General features: G+C 52.7%; 13 protein-coding genes. 9 read left to right on the forward strand and 4 right to left on the reverse strand.

The features are described from left to right. Window positions 1-394: 394 nt before the first annotated feature. The 4 genes from EHV15_RS10795 (at window position 395) to EHV15_RS10810 (ending at window position 7991) form a co-directional block, all read left to right on the forward strand. Window positions 395-2485, forward strand: coding sequence for a CAP domain-containing protein (locus EHV15_RS10795; protein ID WP_128631197.1), 2091 nt, complete (start codon window positions 395-397; stop codon window positions 2483-2485). A 336-nt stretch (window positions 2486-2821) separates the two neighbouring features. Beyond that, a complete protein-coding gene (locus tag EHV15_RS10800) occupies window positions 2822-3838 on the forward strand; it encodes a cation diffusion facilitator family transporter (RefSeq protein WP_128631198.1) in 1017 nt (338 codons plus the stop codon). 9 nt (window positions 3839-3847) lie between these two features. Then, a complete protein-coding gene (locus tag EHV15_RS10805; protein ID WP_128631199.1) occupies window positions 3848-4891 on the forward strand; it encodes a flavin-containing monooxygenase in 1044 nt (347 codons plus the stop codon). Window positions 4892-5459: 568 nt separating this feature from the next. Then, a complete protein-coding gene (locus EHV15_RS10810) occupies window positions 5460-7991 on the forward strand; it encodes an AraC family transcriptional regulator (RefSeq protein WP_246061460.1) in 2532 nt (843 codons plus the stop codon). A 506-nt stretch (window positions 7992-8497) separates the two neighbouring features. Here the strand turns inward: EHV15_RS10810 and EHV15_RS10815 are convergent. Further along, on the reverse strand, window positions 8498-9814 hold the full coding sequence (locus EHV15_RS10815) for a prolyl oligopeptidase family serine peptidase (protein WP_128635280.1): 1317 nt from the start codon (window positions 9812-9814) through the stop codon (window positions 8498-8500). A gap of 94 nt (window positions 9815-9908) precedes the next feature. Beyond that, complete coding sequence (locus EHV15_RS10820) at window positions 9909-10799, reverse strand: helix-turn-helix domain-containing protein (RefSeq protein ID WP_128631200.1); 891 nt, start codon at window positions 10797-10799, stop codon at window positions 9909-9911. A gap of 681 nt (window positions 10800-11480) precedes the next feature. On the opposite strand from EHV15_RS10820, the gene EHV15_RS10825 reads away from it, so the two are divergent. Genes EHV15_RS10825 through EHV15_RS10835 form a run of 3 tightly spaced genes read left to right on the forward strand, consistent with a single transcriptional unit; the run spans window position 11481 to window position 14995 of the window. Further along, the gene (locus EHV15_RS10825; protein ID WP_128631201.1) at window positions 11481-13100 is read left to right on the forward strand and encodes an ABC transporter substrate-binding protein; all 1620 of its coding nucleotides are present in this window, start codon (window positions 11481-11483) and stop codon (window positions 13098-13100) included. Window positions 13101-13114: 14 nt separating this feature from the next. Next, window positions 13115-14026 carry an ABC transporter permease gene (locus EHV15_RS10830; RefSeq protein ID WP_128631202.1) on the forward strand — a complete coding sequence of 304 codons (912 nt, stop codon included), beginning with the start codon at window positions 13115-13117 and terminating at the stop codon, window positions 14024-14026. A 27-nt stretch (window positions 14027-14053) separates the two neighbouring features. After that, the gene (locus tag EHV15_RS10835; RefSeq protein ID WP_128631203.1) at window positions 14054-14995 is read left to right on the forward strand and encodes a carbohydrate ABC transporter permease; all 942 of its coding nucleotides are present in this window, start codon (window positions 14054-14056) and stop codon (window positions 14993-14995) included. 6 nt (window positions 14996-15001) lie between these two features. Here EHV15_RS10835 and EHV15_RS10840 read toward each other — a convergent pair whose 3' ends face one another. Together EHV15_RS10840 and EHV15_RS10845 are read right to left on the reverse strand one after the other, a co-directional pair. Further along, window positions 15002-15691 carry an LrgB family protein gene (locus tag EHV15_RS10840; protein ID WP_128631204.1) on the reverse strand — a complete coding sequence of 230 codons (690 nt, stop codon included), beginning with the start codon at window positions 15689-15691 and terminating at the stop codon, window positions 15002-15004. Further along, a complete protein-coding gene (locus EHV15_RS10845) occupies window positions 15661-16065 on the reverse strand; it encodes a CidA/LrgA family protein (protein WP_128631205.1) in 405 nt (134 codons plus the stop codon). The genes EHV15_RS10840 and EHV15_RS10845 overlap by 31 nt, the downstream gene beginning before the upstream one ends. A 505-nt stretch (window positions 16066-16570) precedes the next feature. On the opposite strand from EHV15_RS10845, the gene EHV15_RS10850 reads away from it, so the two are divergent. Then, the gene (locus EHV15_RS10850; RefSeq protein ID WP_128631206.1) at window positions 16571-18463 is read left to right on the forward strand and encodes a beta-glucoside-specific PTS transporter subunit IIABC; all 1893 of its coding nucleotides are present in this window, start codon (window positions 16571-16573) and stop codon (window positions 18461-18463) included. Window positions 18464-18563: 100 nt separating this feature from the next. Further along, window positions 18564-20003: a glycoside hydrolase family 1 protein gene (locus EHV15_RS10855; protein ID WP_128631207.1), complete on the forward strand. Its 1440-nt coding sequence runs from the start codon at window positions 18564-18566 to the stop codon at window positions 20001-20003. Window positions 20004-20015 lie beyond the last annotated feature (12 nt).

A 20015-nucleotide genomic window follows, 5' to 3' on the forward strand; every position in this document is an offset into this window, starting at 1 on the left:
ACGAACAGCCGCCAGGCCCAAAGAGCCAGCGGTTGTTTGCTCATACCATTAATTGCAAATCATACAACTAACTTTATATTCATTTGCCCAACCACGCGTGTATTTCGTACAACTATCTATCCGTCTTTTTGCCTTTCCTTCGAAAAATAGCGGAGTAATTGCAGGTTTTGCACTTAATCAAGCGCTGTGGCAGCATTTCCGGATAAGTAACTGTACATTTTGCAACTATTCCATTCAAATTGCCGTATGGACGTAGAGCCTGCTGCTTGCGGGGGACACTACTGGCTATTTTTATGGGGACAGCCCCTTTTAATAGAGTTGCATTTACTAGTGATTTTGCAGGAAAGCGCCGAACTTTGTCGAATTCAATTCCTGACAAAAAGGAGGTCATGGCATGAGATTGGACAACAGGAAGGGCCCGTTTGCCGCTCGTAAACGCGGGAGGAGCGTGATCGCGGGCGCGGGGGCTCTTTTGCTATTGCTGGGATGGTTTGGAGGAGGAGCTTTTGGCGCGGCACCGCACGTGTATGCGGCGGATGGCGGGAAATCAGGGTATACGAGCGATCAGTTGGAAGCTTTGGATTTTCTCAATGAAGTGCGCGCCAAGATAGGGGTTCAACCGGTAACGCTCAATCAGGAGATTACGCAAGCGGCGGAAGCCCACGCCAAATACTATAATGCGAATAAGGAGGATCATCCCGGCTTAAGCGCTCACTCGGAAAAAGAAGGGAACAAAGGTTTTACCGGAGCCTCCGTGAAGGAAAGAATTCGGACCGCAGGGTGGAGTTCCGGGAGTAATGGAGCCGCTTATGGCGAGGTTATGCATTTTAAGCAAAACAGCAGTTCCTCCGCGATCCAGGGCTGGCTTGATTCGGCCTACCATCGGGATATTATTTTAGGTCCGCGATATAGTGAAATCGGCATCGGTTTGGTGGACGGTACGGCCGTGGTTAACATGGCGGGATCGGGATTCGCTTCCGCGATTTCCGGCGGCATATCCGTTTATCCCTATGACGGGCAGACCGGAGTGCCGGTAGGGTTCTATGGTCATGAAATTCCGAACCCGCTCGAACAGTTTGGCCTGGAGCATTCGGGTTACATCATCTCCGCGACCACGGAAACGAAGATAACTTCTTACGAAGCCGCGATCAAGGATGAGGACGGAGAAGAAGTCGCTTACTTTGAGGAACTGTACTCGCAAAAAACTTTGTTTTTGTTCCCCAAGAAGGTTTTAAAAGGGAATCATACATATACGGTAACTTTGAACTACCGGACCGAGGCATCCTCGGAGAATCAAACCAAAACCTGGTCTTTTACGACCGGAAAAGGGCCCGCCTTGATTGCCCTTGAGCCGGTGTTCGGCGAAATCACGCTGAATGAAGGCGGTTCACACCGGTTAAGCTTCCAAGCCATATTCGGTGACGGGAGATCGGAGGCGGTAGAGAGCGGCATCACTTTCGTGAGCAGCAATTCCAAGGGGCTGCAAGTTTCCGCGGATGGAGTCTTGACCGGGCTAAAAGCCGGCGATTATACGGTAAAAGCAACCCTGGACGGAAAAACCACAGAGATCAGCGTAAAAGTTTATCCGAAATGGAAGACCAAAACGTACAGTGCAGCCGCGGCCAATTTACCTTCCGACATCTCCGGCCACCCTTTGCAGGCCAGCCTGGAATGGGGGCTAAAGAGCGGCATTATTTCCCCGGCGAAAGACGGGCTGCTTCATCCCGATGAGACAGTCAGCGAAGCGGAATTTTGGACGATGCTGCTTAAAATGTACAGCGTGAATATTCAAGCGTACCAGCCGGCCAAAGCCACCCATTGGGCCGATGGCGCCTACGCGATCGCAAAAAGCCGCAATTACCCGCTCGCCGGCATCGCGAACGCGGCCGCCCGCAGCAATCCGGTTACCCGCACACAGGTTGCGGAGATCGTCGCGGCGGCGGATGGCGTAAACGCAAAAGGTTCCAATGCGATCACGTATGTTCTGGCCAAAGACTACGTTCAAGGCGTTACGGAATTGTCCATACCGGGTTTTGAAGGCGCAAGGCAACTGACGCGGGGCGAAGCCCTGCAAATTCTGCAGCATTTACGGCAAACGCTGGGCGAACTTCGCGCCCGTCCGGTGAATGAAACGCCGGCGGCTTCCCTGCCCAAACTGCCGCAAAGAAAATTGTACGTGAAGCCTGCCGAACTGCAAGACCGGAGCTTGTTCGCGGAATTCCGCGAGGATCGCAAGCTGGTTGTGGAAGGCAAATTCAAGGAATTTAGCGGGCAAAATATGGTACTGAAGGTTCAGGAGAAAAGAGGCAGTATATCCAAGCATATTGAAGATGTAAACGTCACCTTCGACAGTGAAGGCAAGTTTCATGTCGAGGCCGGCCCCTATACGCCGGAAGCGTTGAATCTGTATTTATACACACCCGACATCACCTATTTTATTTCGGTGCAGTATAACACATTTGTCGACAACCATTACAGTGAGTAATTGAGACAAAAAAGAGGACTCCAAGCTTACGGAAGCGTTGGGGCCCTCTTTTTATGGCGGGGATGCCCCATTTTGCCTCGATATACCATGTTCTACCATATACTTATAGCAAGATTGTTGTGTTCGAAGCAATAATTTTCCGATATCCTATAGACGGGCCTGCAGCGGACCTTTTTTTCATGCTATACCTTGACAAAAGCGAGAGAATGCTCGATAATCCATATATGAGCATATGCTCATATAATAAAACTTACGTAGCTGGAACGTAATCCGGCATAACTGCCAAAGATCGCTTCAGCCATCTTCCATGCTAAACCCGGACAGGAGGTTTTCGAAATGAGTAACAAACACGTTCACGAACACGAACATGAACATGAACACGATCACGGGCATGAACACTCGACTAAACACCACGATCACGACCATAGCCATGGGCACGATCATCACGGCCATGGTCATCACGGTCACCACCATCATTTTGATCCGAGCGGCAATAAAAAGGGCCTGACCATCGCTTTAATCATTACCGTCGGCATTATGTTTTTGGAATTTTTCGGCGGGTTGGTCACGGGCAGTCTCGCGCTCTTATCCGACAGCGGGCATATGCTGAACGATGCCAGCTCGCTGGTCTTGAGCCTGGTTGCCGTCTGGTTTGCGACCAAACCGGCATCGCCCAACAAAACGTACGGCTTCTACCGCTTCGAGATCCTGGCGGCGCTTTTTAACGGAATCACCTTGTTCGTCGTTGCCGGGTTTATCCTCTGGGAAGCTTATGAGCGGCTGCTGGAGCCCCGCGCGGTGGCCAGCGGCTCGATGATGCTGATCGCCTGCATCGGTCTGCTCGCGAATATACTCAGCGCATGGTCGTTGATGAGAAAAGGCGACGTGAAAAACAACATCAACCTGCGCAGCGCGTACCTCCATATTCTCGGCGATGCCTTGGGTTCGGTAGGGGCCATCGTGGCCGGTCTGATCATGATGATTTTCGGCTGGTATATCGCGGACCCGATCATCAGCGTGCTCGTTGCCGTCCTGATCCTGAAAGGCGCTTGGGGCGTGATCAAACATACCGTTCATATTCTGATGGAGGGAACCCCGGTCACCGTCAACCAGGCGGAGGTCAAAGAGACGTTGGAGAGTATTGAAGGCGTAACGGACGTGCACGATCTGCACATTTGGACGATCACTTCCGGGTTGGATTCGCTGAGCTGCCATATTTTGATCAAGGACAATCAGGATAATCAACGAATTCTCCAACAAGCGATCCGCTTGATCCAGGAGAAATTCAAAATTCAGCATACCACCATTCAGATCGAAACGCCGGAGATTCATCATGAAGTCATGAAAGTGTAGGGGATGCCAATGCCAACGGCGGAAACGGACGTACTTATCATCGGGGCAAGCCAGGCGGGATTGGCCGCAGGGTACTATTTGAAGCAAAAGAATGTAAATTTCCGGATCATCGGTATGGAAAAAAGACTCGGCGGCGTTTGGCGGCAGCGCTATGACTCCCTGGTTCTTTTTACCCCGCGCGCGTACAGCTCATTGCCGGGCCTTCCTCTCACGGGGGACCCGAACGGATATGCGGCCAAAGATGAAATCGCCGACTATCTGGAGCGGTATGCGGCCCATTTCGATTTGCCCGTTCAGTTGGAGACGGAGGTCCTCTCCCTAACGAAAGAGCAAGGGAAATTTAAGGTTCATACCCGTACAGGGGAGTATTTGGCGAACAACGTCATTGTAGCTGCCGGACCTTTTCATAAGCCGTTTGTTCCTGGATTCCGGGAGGCGCTGGCGAACGATGTCTACCAAGTCCATACGTCGCAGTATTTGAATCCTTCTTCGTTAAAAGACGGGGCCGTCCTGGTGGTCGGCGCGGGAAACTCCGGCGCACAAATTGCGGCCGAACTGGCCCAGGACCGGGAAGTTTATCTTTCCGCGGGACATAAGATGAGGTTCCTCCCGCTCCAGCTTTTCGGGAAAAGCATCTTCTGGTGGGCAGACAAGCTGGGCGTGATGAACGCCAGTGTCGACGGTAAGCTGGGCCGATTCTTAAGCCGTCAAGGTGACCCGATTTTCGGGTACGAATTAAGAGCGCTGGTCAAACAAGGTAAAATCAAGCTCAAACCAAAGACCGAAAGCGCGCGTGGCCATGAATTTACGTTTCAGGATCAAAGCAAGCTCACTGTCCAAAACGTGATTTGGGCCACCGGCTTCAGGCCGGATTACGGTTGGATTCGGATTGCGGACGTGCTGGACGATAAAGGAAAACCGGTCCATCATCGCGGTGTTTCGCCTGTCCAAGGTCTGTACTTCCTCGGGCTGCCGTGGCAGTACACCAGAGGCTCCGCGCTGATCGGCGGGGTCGGCCGGGACGCCGAATACATTTCCGAGCTTTGCCGCTGATGGAGCATTCCTTTCTGATCTGATAAGATACACATTCTAGCCACACAAATTTTCTAACGGATGCCACAAGCGCTATTTGTTCCAAAAACGTTGATTTCAAATTGTAACGGTTGCCCTGGCGCTTATTTCCCTGAAATCCGGCTATTTTGCTTAAATTCAGGCAAATAACGGCGCTCACAACCGTTAGAGTTTTGAAAAGGGCTTTTTTCGGAAAATAGCCGCTGCTGCAACCGTTAGAGTTCCGGGCAGCAGTTCCGGGACTTCTTCTTGAGCAAAAGTGCATTTGATTTTCCTTAAAATGACGTTTTGGAGCGATCCAAATGCAAAAGTACATCTATTTGGGGGCTATTCGCTTAAAAAGAGGCTTGCGGCCTGCACTTTTGCATTTGACGAGCCATTTCCGGGGCATTCGGGCGAAAATCGCCTGCACTTTTGCATTTCATGGGCTTTGCTTTGGCATAGCCTAACCTCCCGTCCGTTGCGGAGCCGGCCGCCGGAGAATAGCCGCCGCTCCGCCCAGTGTCCCCAAAGTGAGCCGCCGCCCGGCCCATTTCCGGCAACGAAAGGGTTGCCAAATGACGAAGGTCAACGTTACGATAAGATCGACGTATTTCACAGAAGCCGGACCGCGGCTGGCGGCAGTTTTTTTCGCGGGAAGCATATCTTAAGACAGATGGCGGCCGTCATCCATGGGAACACAGAAAAGGAAGGTGAACCGGCCTTGGGCAAAAACAAAGCCAATCTGCTGACAAAGCTGTTGATTTCCTATGTGCTGGTGCTGCTGTTTCCGGTCCTGATCATTTTGTTATATTACTATCCTTATTCGGCAAAAGCGGTCAAGGAGAAGGAAATGGACTGGAACGCCCATATTACCGAGCAGTTCATGACCTCGATGGACACGTTTACGCGCTACGTGTACAACCTGCCGTTCGAGCTGGTGCAGAACCGGGAATTCCGGCTGTATCAGGCGGGGGAGAGCGATTACCAGCGGGTGCTGATTGCGAACGAGATGAAAAAATACAACGCAACCGATGCTTTCATCTACAATACGCTGCTGTACGTAAGGAACATCGGTGTTTTGTTCTCTAAAAGTGGAAGCGCATACAGCATGGGCGATATGGCGACGCCCGGGGTCGGCTACTATTATGAAAACTGGCAGCACGCTTACTTGAAGGAGACCTTGAATACGCTAAACTCCCCCATGGTTCGGCCTGTGGAGGAGGTCGTCATCCCCGGCAACAACCGGGTCCGGGTGTTGACCTTCCTGCAGCCGCTGCCGGTAGGCGGGTCGAATTCCCCCGGCGTCGTCATGATCATGGTTCGGGAGGATACGATCCTGCGCATGATGCGGTCGGTTTCGGAGGCGTATAACGGGGATATTTTTATTTTTGATGAGCGGGGCCGGCCATTGGTGGCCTCCAATGCCTCCCTGTACCAAGCTTCCGGCGATTTGGCGGCGCTGGTGGAGCGGATGGGTAAGGCGAGCGGGGCGAAGGAGGAAAACGGGGCGAAAGAAGCAAACGGGGTGAGCGGCGCGAACGGGCCAACCTCCGGCATTCACCGGATCAACGGTGTCTCCTATGTCGTTTCCCAAGCGGTATCGGATAAAAACGGCTGGAAATACGTTAGCTTGCTCCCGGTATCCGACTCCCTGCAGGGCATCCGCATGGTTCAACTGAATACGATCCTGCTGGTCGGAATTATCCTGCTGCTTGAAGTGATCGTGATATACGTGTCGATCCGCAAAAACTACCACCCGATCAAACGGCTGGTTGACTTTGCCGCCGCTCTGTTCGAGCCGCAGGAGCAGCGCCCGATGAACGAGATCGATACGATCCGCTATACGTTAAGCGGCCTTTATGCAACCAATAGCAGGCTGGATGAGCAAGTGAAGGAAACCCTGCCGATTAAGCGGGACCGCGTTTTGCTGGAGCTGGTGAACGGGCACTTCCTTACATGGCAGGCGTTTGAGCGGGAGGCGGTGAAAACGGGGATCGATCTGACCGGCCCGTACCTGACGGTGGCCGTGATCTCCTGCGAGACCGAGGATGTGGAGGCGAATTGGGTGCTTGAGTTTTGCAAACGCAAGGAGGAGGGGGTTCCCGAAGAAGGGGCAGGGGCGCGCGGGTATTTTTTCAAAAGCACGTATCATCATGAAATCGTGTTTGTCTGCGCTCATGAGGAAGGCTTTGCGGTCAAGGAGGCGCTGGCCCGGCTTCAGGAGGAACTGCAAGCGGAGTTGCAGGAGGAGCTGCAGGAGAAGTTGCAGACGGATCCGGGCTGGCGGACGATCATCGGCATCGGCGAGCCCGCTGAAGCCCGGAGTCCCAAATCCGCGCATATGTCCTACTTGCAGGCGTTGCGCACGGTGGAGCAGCTGCGGCTCCGCGGCACCCACCCCATCCTCGGCTTTGGGGAAATCGAGGTGTCGCCGTCCGGGACGGTTTCTTATTTTGCCGAGCTGCTGCAGTCGCTGGAACTGGCCATCTTAAAAAACGAAGCCGCCCTGGTGGAATCCCTGATCGAACGGATCATCGGGTACCTGGGCAGCGATGGATTGGCCCCGCATATGGTGCGCAGCGTGTATTTGAACACGGCCAGCGTGATTTTTAACGGCTTGCAGTGGTTCCGCCAAGACGATCAAAGCCTGCTGCGGCTGACGGACGCCGCGTTCCGGCCCCGCTATACGCTGGAGCAGATGGCCGGAATTCTCCGGGACAGCGGCACCAAGCTGTGCGAGATGATCCGGGAGGCGTTGCCGTTGCCCAAGGCGCGCCCAGCGGCCCGGGAGGAGATTCTCGCGGTGATTGAAGCGAAGGGCATGGATCCGAACTGCTCGCTGCAGCTGCTGGCCGATCATTTTGGCATGTCGGTCTCGAATTTCAGCCACCACTTTAAGAAGGAAATGGGGCAAAATTTCAAGGAATACCTTGACCGGCTGCGGATTCAGAAGTCGACCCGGCTGCTGCGGGAGAGCGGCGAGCCGCTGGAAGCGATCGCCGCCCAAACGGGCTTCACCAATACCTCCAGCTTTATCCGTTCTTTCAAAAAAATCGTCGGGACGACCCCCGGCCAGTACCGCCAGACTCACAAGGGCTGAGCTTCGAACCGTTGCGGCTGGAAGTAAGCATGTTGGTGCTGGCAGCCGTTGCCAGAACCTGCACCAGAATCTGCCAACCGCCAAGCCTCGGGGCTTTTAGATGCGAGGGAGGGGACAGTGCGCGGGTAGAAAGGGGAGGAGAAGACGGAACTGGTGGCTAAGGGACTCCAAAGGCTCTATTTGCGGAAAAACGGAGGTTTGCAAAATGTAACGGACAGAGAAGACCTTATTTCCCTTGAATCGGCCCGGGAGAGCCCGTTTAGAGTGAAATAGCGTCAACTGTGTCCGTTAGGCTGGGAAATACCCGGGAAATGGAGCAATAAGGTCGCTGGAGTCCGTTAGAGCAGCATCCCCAGTTTAGAAAGAGCCGAAGTACACGGTGCTTCGGATCATGATAGAAGGGGAAGTACTCTCGTAGTTGAACCGAAAAGGGATGGGGATAGGGGCGAACCCCATACCCATCCCTTCCGTACATCCAACGTAACGGATCAGCGGCGACGTTTTTCTTATTTTTTCGTCCTAGAAGCCAGCCATTCCATTAATGTTGTGTTCTTTCCATTGATCACCTTAGAGACATCGTTGTTATACACATAAATCCAGGACCAGTGACCATCGTATTCATGAGGTGTCCCGTCGCTTTTTTTGTACAGGCCGGAGGTGTCCGATACATTGTTAAATAAAGACATATGAACATCCTCTGCACCGGCGTTCACCAAGCGGCTATACGTTGAAACGGTATAATCGATGGGAGGAACAACGGTATCCGTTTTGGCAGCAACAAACCAGATCGGCAAGTCTTTCATCGCTTTGATTTGTTTGTCGGTGATCAGACTGTCTTTTAAGGCTTCGCAGGCCACAAATGCCGCGGCAAAATAGTCTTTATAATCACGGATCATCAACATGGTCATATACCCGCCGTTGGAATCTCCGCCAATGTAAATCCGCTTGGGATCAATATCCTTGTTTTTGGCAACATAGTCGCGGATCAAAGACATTAAGGCTTTTTCATATTTCGAGGTTCCGTCCCCAAAATCCTTAAAACCATCCATCCAGTAGGTTGGTGTCTGAGGAGCCAATACATATGCCCCGCCAAAATAGGATTGAATGTCCTTGGAAGCAAAATTCACCGCTTTGTTTCCGGCGATTGCAATCGTAGGGTCGGTGCCCCCTTCGCCCATACCATGCAGCCAAATCACCAGCGGATTTTTCTTTTTATCATTTGCCGGCGCATAGTCCGCATAAGTTAACGTAACTCCTTGATAAGTGGCTTTGCCCGTATTAAACTCATCCACCAGCTCTCTGATCTCGCCAGCGGAGTTGTTGATAACCAGACCGGAAATCACCCCGGATTTGGTGGTAATGTCCTTTTGCTGGGTAACGGTGTATTTGTTGTCATTCCATGCGCCTACCTCAACATAATTCATCGCAGGGCTTAATTTTATTTCAGGACCGATCTCCATTTCCAAGACCACGTATCTTCCGGCTTCTTTGGCAGGATTGCCGTTTTGATCCGCCACATAAGCTTGGGTTACCTTCCGGTCGCCTTCCGCAATCAAAGGATCGTCCAACCGGCGGTCGCTTCTTTCTACATGTACCGTAAATGTATCCTTGGTTACCGTGTTTTTGGGTATCGATTTACCCAGATCAACAATGATTTTCGTAATTTGCGCTCCAAAATCCTTGACCTCTACAACCGTCCGATAAGAGGGTGCAGCGGCGCTTGTCTCCTTGGCCCACGCACCTGAGCTGAAGGTAAGGGTTGTCGTGACGGCCAATGCCAGCAATGCCGTTGGTCTAGCCGCTTTTTTGAAGCTTTTTATCATCATATTGCCTCCCATACTGGTATAATAAAACGCTTACATATTATTGTAGTGGTTCATTTCATCTCCTGCCTGTCTTTTATTAACCAATTTAGGGTCATTTACTGACGTCTAACTTCGCGTAGGTCTTGTTCTCTTTTCGATATTGATGCGGTGTCGTCTGAAAAACCTGCCTAAATACTCGGGTAAAAGATTTCTCATTCGGAAACCCGTGATGAAGCGCAATTTGGATGATAGGCTGATCCGTGCTCATCAAATCACGAAATGCCCGCTCCAAACGGATGGCATTAATGTATTGAAACAAGGTCACCCCCGTATGCTTGACAAAAAAACGGGCCAAATACTCGGAGGATAATCCGAGAACCTCAGCAATTGCATTTAGAGACAAGTTCTGGTCATAGTTGGCTTTAATATAACCCATGATTAACGATAGCCGCTCCGAATATTTGCGAGAATCTCTAACAGGAACAAACGCATTGGTTTTTTTAAAATACTTGAATAAAACATATATAAGCTTGTAGGATAAGGCAGTTAAATGAATAGGGGCAAAAAGGTCTTGATCCCGGTTCAGGTACGCCGCCACTAAGTCGTTCAGCAATTCGCGCAGCTCGGCAAAATGCCGCAAACGCTGTTCATTCGCTTCCCAAATAGATATACAATCAAATGAAATCAAGCCATTGCCGGGATCATTTTCTTTGATAAATTCATAAGGAATCAGCACCGTAACCGCTTTTCTCTCCTCTCCCTCCGCTTTGCTCAAGGAAAAGGAATGAATGGCATTGGAATTGATCAGCACAATGTCCCCCGCTTGGGAGCGATAATTAGCGCCATCAACATAAATATGGTCAATCATACCCGACAACACATAGGAGATCTCTACGCTATCGTGCCAATGCGCCGAAATGTTTGCAGGTTCATTCGAAGAATGGACGATGATTTTTAACGGAAATGATGCATCTGTCTGCACCAGTTCGTATTTATATTCCATAAGTTCCCCCCTAGTTCGTCGATGGGCCGGACACAAAAAAACCTAAGAAAAATAATATGTCGATGCCAACATATCATTTTCTTAGGTTTTGCCTGTCGGTCAGTAACAACCCTAAGTAAGATTAAATCGAGTATAAAACAATTGGAATATCATGTCAACGCTTTCACAAAGGACGGAACGGGCGGGGCCGAAGATATTTCTATTCACTCCTCCGTTCCTTCAAAGTTATAATAAAACAGAAAGGAGCATGAGATTGTGTATAAAAAGAAGGCGCCTTTTCTGAAAGATAAAAATACTTGGAATTTACTTCAACTTCATAAAATATACTTTGCCACTTATGAATCCGCTTCGGCCCACTCAACCCAATTTGATCTCCAAGAAATCAATTATCCGGATGAATAAACAACATCCTTGAACCGCTGTTAACCGCAAAAAGGCGGTGCAGCGGTTTTTTGTTCGCCCCAAGCTGCATTTTTTGAAGATATACAAAATTTGAACAACACCCTCATAGTTAAGCGCTTTCAAAAATTGAATACCGCTCCAAAACTGCCCGTTTACGCCGGCCTAAGCCTCCCTTTAAAGTCAATAGTGCCTGGTTCGGCCAGGCAAAGCGCGGCGGCGGTCCGCAGAAACGGGCGCCAGCATGAACGGTGTCCAAATCTAACATTTGGAGGTATGGAAATGCGCAAAAAGGTAACCGTTTTCACATCGCTCGTCTTGATCACAGCCATACTGCTGGCAGGGTGCGGTTCAGGGGGGAACAGCGGGGAAACCGCGAATGCGCCGGGGGCCGGAGAACCGTCGGGAGAAAAGGTAAAGCTGACGGCGATTATGACGAAGCATCCGCTGACCAAGCCGCTGGCGGAAATGGAGTGGCTGCAGCAGGCGGAGGAGGCCGCCGGCGTGGACATCGAGTGGCAGGAGATCACCTCCGATTGGGGGCAGAAAAAAGGCACGATGCTGGCGAGCGGGGATATCCCGGATTTGTTTATCGGGCCTAACGTCATCACGGATGCGGACTTCGCCCAGTTCCAGGGATTGTTCCAGGACCTGTCGGCGATGCTCGATCAAGCCCCGAACGTACAGGCTATGTTCACCGACAAACCGGAGACGAAGCTGATCGCCACTCAGCCGGACGGCAAAATTTACGGCCTCCCGAAATATCAGCGGTTCTGGCCGGCGGCCTCGGCCCGGCAGTACATTAACAAGCAATGGCTGGATGAGCTTGGCCTTGACATGCCGACGACCTGGGATGAGCTGTACGACGTGCTTATGGCGTTTAAGGAGAAGGACGCTAACGGCAACGGCGACCCGAACGATGAAATCCCGATGGACTGGCCGGGCGGCATCGGCGGCTATTTTAACCCGGCGGTACTGATGGGCAGTATGGGCGTCACCTTATCGGACGGGAACGCGGAAGGCTATTTCGTCGAAGACGGCCAAGTGAAGAACTTCCTGATCGACGAGCGCTACAAAACGATGGTCGCTTTTCTCGGCAAGCTGTACAAGGCCGGACTGATCAATAAGGAAGTGTTTACCCACGACTATACGAAATTTCAATCGACCGCCCGCGGGGAAGGCGATACGGCAAAGGTTGGCTTCACCTGGGGCTGGGTAGCGTCGGACCGGTTCGGGGAGCAACTCGCTCCGCAATATGCGTCCATGCCGCCGCTGAAGGTATCCGCCGATTATACGGGCAAACTGGCCTGGACCTATGACTACTACAACTTGAACTATGGCGTGAACCATATCGTCATGTCGGCGAAGAGCAAAAACAAGGAAGCGGCCATGCGCTTCATTAACGAGCTGTACGACCCGAAGGTGGGCATGCAGGTGCTGTTTGGCTCGCTCGGCCCGAACATAAAGGACAACGGGGACGGTACCTACAGTGTTCTGCCGCCGGCGGACCCGAAGATGGACCCGGGCACGTGGAAATGGACGTCGACGATGGCGGACCACGGTGCTTTTTATATCTCCGACGACCTTCAGCTCACGCTGGGCAAAGACATGCAGGAAGTAATCGGACAATCCAAACCTTTAGAGGAAGCGCTGCAGGCGGACCTGGCGAACGATATTTTTCCGGCGATGTTTATTAAGTACTCCACCATGGACAACAACACGCTTAGCCTGAACAACACGAACATTATGAACCTGGCCAATTCCAGCTTTGCCAAGTGGGTCACCAAGGGCGGCGTCGAGGCGGAATGGGACGCTTACGTCAAGGAGGCCGAAAAGGCCGGGATCACGAAAAACCTGGAAATCATGCAAAAATACTACGACGAATACAAAAGCAAGCAGTAGGGGGCGGGAGACATATGCAGGCTCGCAAAGGGCTTCAGGACATCGTACGCGACTATCAATTGTGGATCATGATCCTGCCGGCGATTATCGTGATACTTATTTTTAACTATATTCCGATGTACGGGATTCAGCTCGCCTTCCGCGACTACGACTTCAGCAAAGGGCTGACCGGGGGAACGTGGCGGGGGCTGGCGTATTTTCAGCAGTTTATCGACAGCTACCTGTTCACCGGCCTCATGCGGAACACGTTTTTGATCAGCCTGGCGAGCATTGTGCTCGGCTTTCCGGCGCCGATCGTGCTGGCGTTAATTCTTAATCAAATCCGGCGCAAAAAAATGAAGCAGCTGATGCAAACGACGGTGTATTTGCCGCATTTTATCTCGGTCATCGTGCTGGTCGGCATGCTGAATGTGCTGCTGTCCCCGGAAACCGGGGTCGTCGGCCATTTGCTGAACTCGCTGGGGCTCGGACATATCAATCTGCTGGCTTCCACCTCCACCTTTATTCCGGTGTATGTGCTTTCGGATATTTGGCAGCATTGCGGCTGGAACAGCATTATTTATTTGGCCGCCTTGTCGACGGTCGATCCCCAGCTCTACGACGCCGCCAAAATCGACGGCGCCAGCCGCTGGCAGACGATCCGGTATGTCGATTTCCCGGCGCTTGTGCCGACGATTATCATTTTGTTCATTCTCAGCATGGGGAACATCCTCAGCACGGGCTTCGAGAAAATTTTCCTGATGCAAAATGCGCTTAATCTTCCGGTCTCCGAAGTCATTGCCACCTATGTGTACAAAATCGGGATCGTCTCGAACCAGTTCAGCTTAGCCTCGGCGATCGGTTTGTTTAATACGCTCATTAACTTCGTGTTCCTGTACGCCATGAACGCCATCTCGAAAAAAGCGTCGCAAACGAGTCTGTTCTAAAAGCTTACGAAAGGAGGAGGAAAGGACATGGGGCAAACTGGAACGGGGACCAGGGAGAAGGAACTCGCGTTCAAAGCGGGCGGCGTGCGGCTGGACGGCAAGGAGCTGGCGTTTAAAGCGGCTCTAGCGTTGGTGTGTACGGTCATTTTTCTGCTGATCGTTTATCCGCTGTATTTTATCGTGATCGCTTCGTTCAGCGATTCCACGCTTGTTTCGACGGGCAAGGTGCTGTTTTATCCCAAAAACGTCAGCTTGTTCGGGTACCAGGAGATTTTCAAGGACGCGCGGATCTGGACCGGTTACCGCAACACGGTGTTCTACACCTTGTTCGGCACCCTGGTCAACCTGCTGTTTACGCTGCCGGCCGCTTACGTGCTGTCCCGGCGGGAATTTCGGGCGAGACGGGTGATCATGTTCCTGTTTGTGGTGACGATGTTTTTTAACGGGGGACTGATCCCGACTTACCTGCTGATGAAAGACCTGCATCTGACCAACACGATCTGGGTGTTTATCCTGCCGTTTTGCGTCAACGTGTTTTATTTGATCATCGCCCGCACTTTCTTTGAAACGTCGCTGCCGCAGGAGCTGCATGAGGCCGCGGTGATGGACGGCTGCTCGCATTTCACCTTTTTCGTGAAGGTGGCGCTGCCGCTGTCGAAGGCGCTGGTCTCCGTGATCGGCCTGTACTATCTGGTCGGGCACTGGAACGATTTTTTTACCGCGCTGATCTACATTCGTGACAACGACCTGCAGCCGCTGCAGATCGTGCTGCGCGACATCCTGCTGTCCAACCAGGTGTTTGCAAACGGCGCGGGCACCGGCGGCGATGCCGGCGGGTACGCGCAGCGGTATGCCGACCAGATCAAATACGGCGTCATCATCGTGTCCACTCTGCCGATCCTGGTGATCTATCCGTTTATCCAGAAATACTTCGAGAAAGGCGTGATGATCGGGTCGATTAAGGGGTGACCCCGTTCACAACATCAGCCACACGACCACCGGCGCCAGCACGGAGCCGCACACGGCGCTAAGGGTCAGGGCTACCGTGCTGGTGGACACGACGACCGGGCCGAATTCCGCGGCTTTGCTCGTTCCGAGCGCATGGGAAGCGGCGCCGAAGCCGATCCCCCGCCCGATGTCGCTGGTGATTCCGCAGCATTGGAAGATGATGGGCCCCAGCACAACGCCGGTAATTCCGGCAATCATCACAAAAGCGGAGGTAATCGGCGCATTGCCCCCCAAGCTCGCGGAGATTTCCATCGCTACTGGTGTTGTAATCGATTTGGGCAGGAGGGAGATCAGCAGTTCCCGGGGATACCCCAGCCATAAAGCAAACCAGATTCCGCTGATCATCCCGGCGGCAATGCCAACGATCGCGCCGGCGAGTACTGCTTTCCATTCTTTAAGCAGCGCGTCAAGCTGCTTGTACATCGGATAGGCGAGCGCCACTACGGCGGGGCCGAGGCAGTATTGCAGCCACTGTCCGCCTCTCATGAACGTTTCGTAGGAGGTTCGCGTCCCCATCAATAAGGCGATCACAAGCGCCGAGCAGGTCAAAGTCGGGACGAGGATGGCCCATTTCAGCCGGCGATACAGAGCGCTCATCAGCAGGAACAACAGGACAATTCCCAAGGCTACGCTTGCTTCGAGAAGGATTTCGCGCATGAAGCCGCCTCCTTGTTTTTTGCTGTGATCCTGCCCGCCACCTGCGCAACCGCTCCGGCCAGGATCATGGTCAGCAGCGTGCTGAGCACGACAATCGCAATCAGCCATTGTCCGCCTCCAGTGAACACGTGAAAATAATCCATGACACCAACCGTCGCCGGCACCAGGAATAAGGGAATGTATTTTTGCATAAAAGTGGCTCCATGTTCCAGCCATCCGGCGGGAACGATCCGCAGCTTCAGTGCCAGAAACAGCAGCACAAGTCCGAAGATGCTTCCGGGAATTGGAGCCTTGCTGAGCATCTGAATCAGCACTCCCGCACCGTAAAATGCAGTGAGTACGGCAATTTGCAAGAAGAAGTGAATGATTTTCATAGTGTTGTGAAGAGGTAAACTCTCTCTCGTTGCGCCTCCTTGAAGTCTAAAAATGCGTTCAAAAAGTCAGGTTTTCAGCACCGAGAAGGTTGAATGAAGCTAGGGACTGAGGAGCGGAGCGTACGTTTTGGGTACGTGAGCACCGGAAGGCCCGGCTGAATTCAAGATTCGATGTCGAATCCACTTCATGACCTGCTTCGTGATCAAAAGATGACTTTTTGAACAACCCCTAAAATGTAAGGCTATCTTATCCCAATCTATGACGCTCTTACAAGAGGCGAAAAAAGGAACAAAAAAGAAAGCGTTGACATGAAAATGATTCTATGCTAACTTGATGGTGCAACAACTTAACCGAATACGGGATTGTTACTGGTGATGCAGGCAAGACCTAAATTGTAGAGCTTGGGATACGTACGTCTATTCCGGGGACTCTTACGATTTAGGTCTTTTTGTGTTTTCCGGGGGACTCCCCAAAGACAACAATGAATGTTAAGGGGGATGAACGATGGGCAAGTTTACAGAGCTCTCCAACCGCATCGTGGAGCATGTGGGCGGGGAGAAGAACGTTACCGAGCTGTATCATTGCATGACGCGGCTGCGGTTCAAGCTGAAGGATTTCGGCAAGGCGGACAAGCAGCAGCTGGAGCGATTGGATGGAGTTATTACGGTGGTTCAAGGCAACGGACAGCTTCAGGTCGTCATTGGGAATGATGTGAATGCCGTTTACAAAGAAATTATCGCGAACCATGATATCAAGCCGGCGGGAGAAGCCAAAGAGGATGCCAAAAGCGAAAAAACAGGCAACCTCATCACCCGCTTCTTCAACACGATGTCCGGCATCATGACACCGATCGTGCCCGCCTTGGCCGGCGCGGGAATGCTGAAAGCGGTGCTTGTCATTCTCAGCACGACCTTGGGGATCTTGGCGCAGGACAGCAGCACTTACAAAATTTTGGCCGCCGCCGGCAACAGCGTGTTTTATTTCCTGCCTTTGCTGCTGGCGATTTCCACGGCCCGCTATTTCGGCGCAAACATGTTTGTGTCCCTGACGATTATGGGCGCTTTGCTGGAGCCGAATTTTACCGGACTGATGGAGAACATCGGGGACGTCACCCGTTTCCTCAACATTCCGGTCGTGCTGATGTCCTACACCGGCACGCTGATTCCGGCCATGCTGACGATCTGGGTTTATTCCCATATGGAACGGTATCTGAAAAAAATCATCCCGGCCAACATCCAGATGTTCGCCGTCCCGCTGGTGTCGCTGCTGATCATGGTGCCGCTGGCCGCCGCGGCGATCGGTCCGGTCGGCGTCTATCTGGGGAACGGCATCGCTTCCGGCATTAACTATTTGAGCAGCTCCAGCGGACTGGTCATGGGCGCCCTGATCGGAGGCGGCTGGACGCTGCTCGTGATGTTCGGCCTTCATTGGGGAATCGTCCCGGCTATGCTGAACAATCTCAGCCTTCACGGCTTCGATACGATCAAGCCGCCGTCCGCGGCAGCCACCTTCGCTTCTTCCGGCGCGGCGTTGGGGGTATTCCTCAAGGCCAAGGACAAGAAGCTGAAGGCGTACGCCTTGTCGGCGCTGGCGCCGTCCATTCTGGCCGGAGTAACCGAGCCGATCGTTTACGGCATCTCCGTCAAGCTGAAGCGGCCCTTGATCGCACAAATCATTGGCGGTGTCATCGGCGGAGCCTTCATCGGCGCGTTCCACAGTACCGTGCTGGCTTATGTTTTCCCGGCGGTGACCACGCTGCCCGCCTTTGCGACGGATACGTTCGTGTATTTCCTGATCGGCATTACGGCTTCTTTTGTCATCACGGCGGTGCTGACTTACATTTTGGGCTTTGAAGAGCAGATTGATGAAGACAAGTCCAAGAACCCGGTGGCAACTGGCGAAAATAAAAATAACCCAAGCCCGGCGGTGCCGGCGGCAGGAAGTGATGTTTCCGGCGTATCCGCACCGGTCAGCGGCCAAATCATCCCGCTTCAAGAGGTGTCCGATCAGGTCTTCTCGTCCGGAGCGATGGGAGACGGGGTAGCCATCCTCCCCGAGGAAGGCAAAATTTACGCCCCGGTATCCGGTACCATCACCTCAATCGCCAAAAGCAAGCATGCCATCGGCATCACGGCGGCGGATGGCTTTGAACTGCTGATCCATGTGGGATTAAACACCGTGAAATTAAAAGGAGCGCCATTCGAGGTGAAAGTCGCTGAAAATCAGCAGGTCCGCGAAGGAGATTTGCTGCTGGAATTCGACCCCGAAGCGATCCGGGAAGCGGGCCTGGAACTGACCACGCCGATCATTATCACGAATATGAATACATTCACTACCGTTGAGGTCACCGCCAAGCGGCAGGTGCTGTACCGCGAACCGCTGCTGGAGCTCCGTTAAAAGGTAGTAACCTTCTCGGTGCTGAAAATCTGACTTTTTGAACACTTATCAAGATTTATCAAGAATGCGGCAAATTTACGCTTAGGAGGAGGTTCAACATATGGAACATCGCAGCAAAGCGCCGTTTCCTGCCGGCTTTTTATGGGGCTCGGCATCGGCGGCTTACCAGGTCGAAGGAGCCTGGGATGCCGACGGCAAAGGACCTTCCGTGTGGGATGTCTTTACGAAACAGGAAGGAACCACGTTCAAGGGCTCGAACGGCGATGTCGCCGTCGATCACTATCATCGCTACAAAGAAGACATTGCGCTGATGGCCGAGCAGGGCTTAAAAGCGTACCGCTTCTCCGTCGCCTGGAGCCGTATTTATCCGGCGGGACGGGGGGAAGCCAACGAACGGGGGCTGGCTTTTTACGACGACCTGATTAATGAATTGATCGCGCACGGGATTGAGCCGGTTCTGACCTTGTATCATTGGGACCTGCCCCAGGCGCTGATGGATGAATACGGCGGCTGGGAATCGCGGCGGATGATCGAGGATTTCAACAACTATGCCGTGACTCTTTTCAAGCGCTACGGGGACCGGGTAAAGTACTGGGTGTCGCTCAATGAACAAAATTATTTTGTCAGCTACGGCTACGAGACCGGGCTGCATCCTCCGGGCGTGCGGGACCGCAAACGCATGTACGAGGTGAATCATATTGCCAATCTGGCGAATGCCACCGTGATTCGTTCGTTTCGTGAGATTGTGCCGGGCGGGTTGATCGGCCCCAGCTTTGCCTACAAGCCTTACTATCCGGTTAATTCCGATCCGGCAAACATTTTGGCTTACGAAAACAGCGAGGAGCTGAACAATTACTTCTGGATGGACATCTACGCATGGGGACGTTACCCGGCCGCCGCCTGGGCGTACCTGGAGGATAATGGACTCGCTCCGGCGATTCACGAAGGTGACTTCGAGCTTCTGGCCTCGGCCAAGCCCGATTTCATGGGCGTCAATTATTATCGGACCACGACGGTTGAGCAGTACGGACTGCAGCAGCGGTTGGAGCTTGGGCACAAAAATACGACCGGGGCAAAGGGTTCGACCAAGCCGACCGGCATCCCGGGCATGTACAAAACCACCGCCAATCCCTACGTGGAAACCACCAATTGGGACTGGGATATCGATCCCCAGGGGCTGCGGGTCGGTTTGCGCAGAATCACGAGCCGCTACCGGCTGCCGGTTTTTATTACCGAAAATGGCCTCGGCGAATTCGACAAACTGGAACCGGGAGATGTCATTCATGACGATTACCGCATTGAGTATCTCCGCAGCCATATCTCCGCGATTCGGGATGCGATTACGGACGGAGTGGAGGTTATCGGCTACTGCTCCTGGTCATTCACCGACCTGCTGAGCTGGCTGAACGGGTATCAGAAGCGTTACGGCTTCATCTATGTGGACCGGGATGAGACGGATGCCAAGGAGCTGCGCCGGATCAAGAAGGATAGCTTTTATTGGTACAAACAGGTCATCGCAAGCCAGGGCGAACAGCTTTAGTTGAACCTTACC

The sequence above is a fragment of the Paenibacillus oralis genome (assembly GCF_003863965.1).
Classification (GTDB): domain Bacteria; phylum Bacillota; class Bacilli; order Paenibacillales; family Paenibacillaceae; genus Fontibacillus; species Fontibacillus oralis.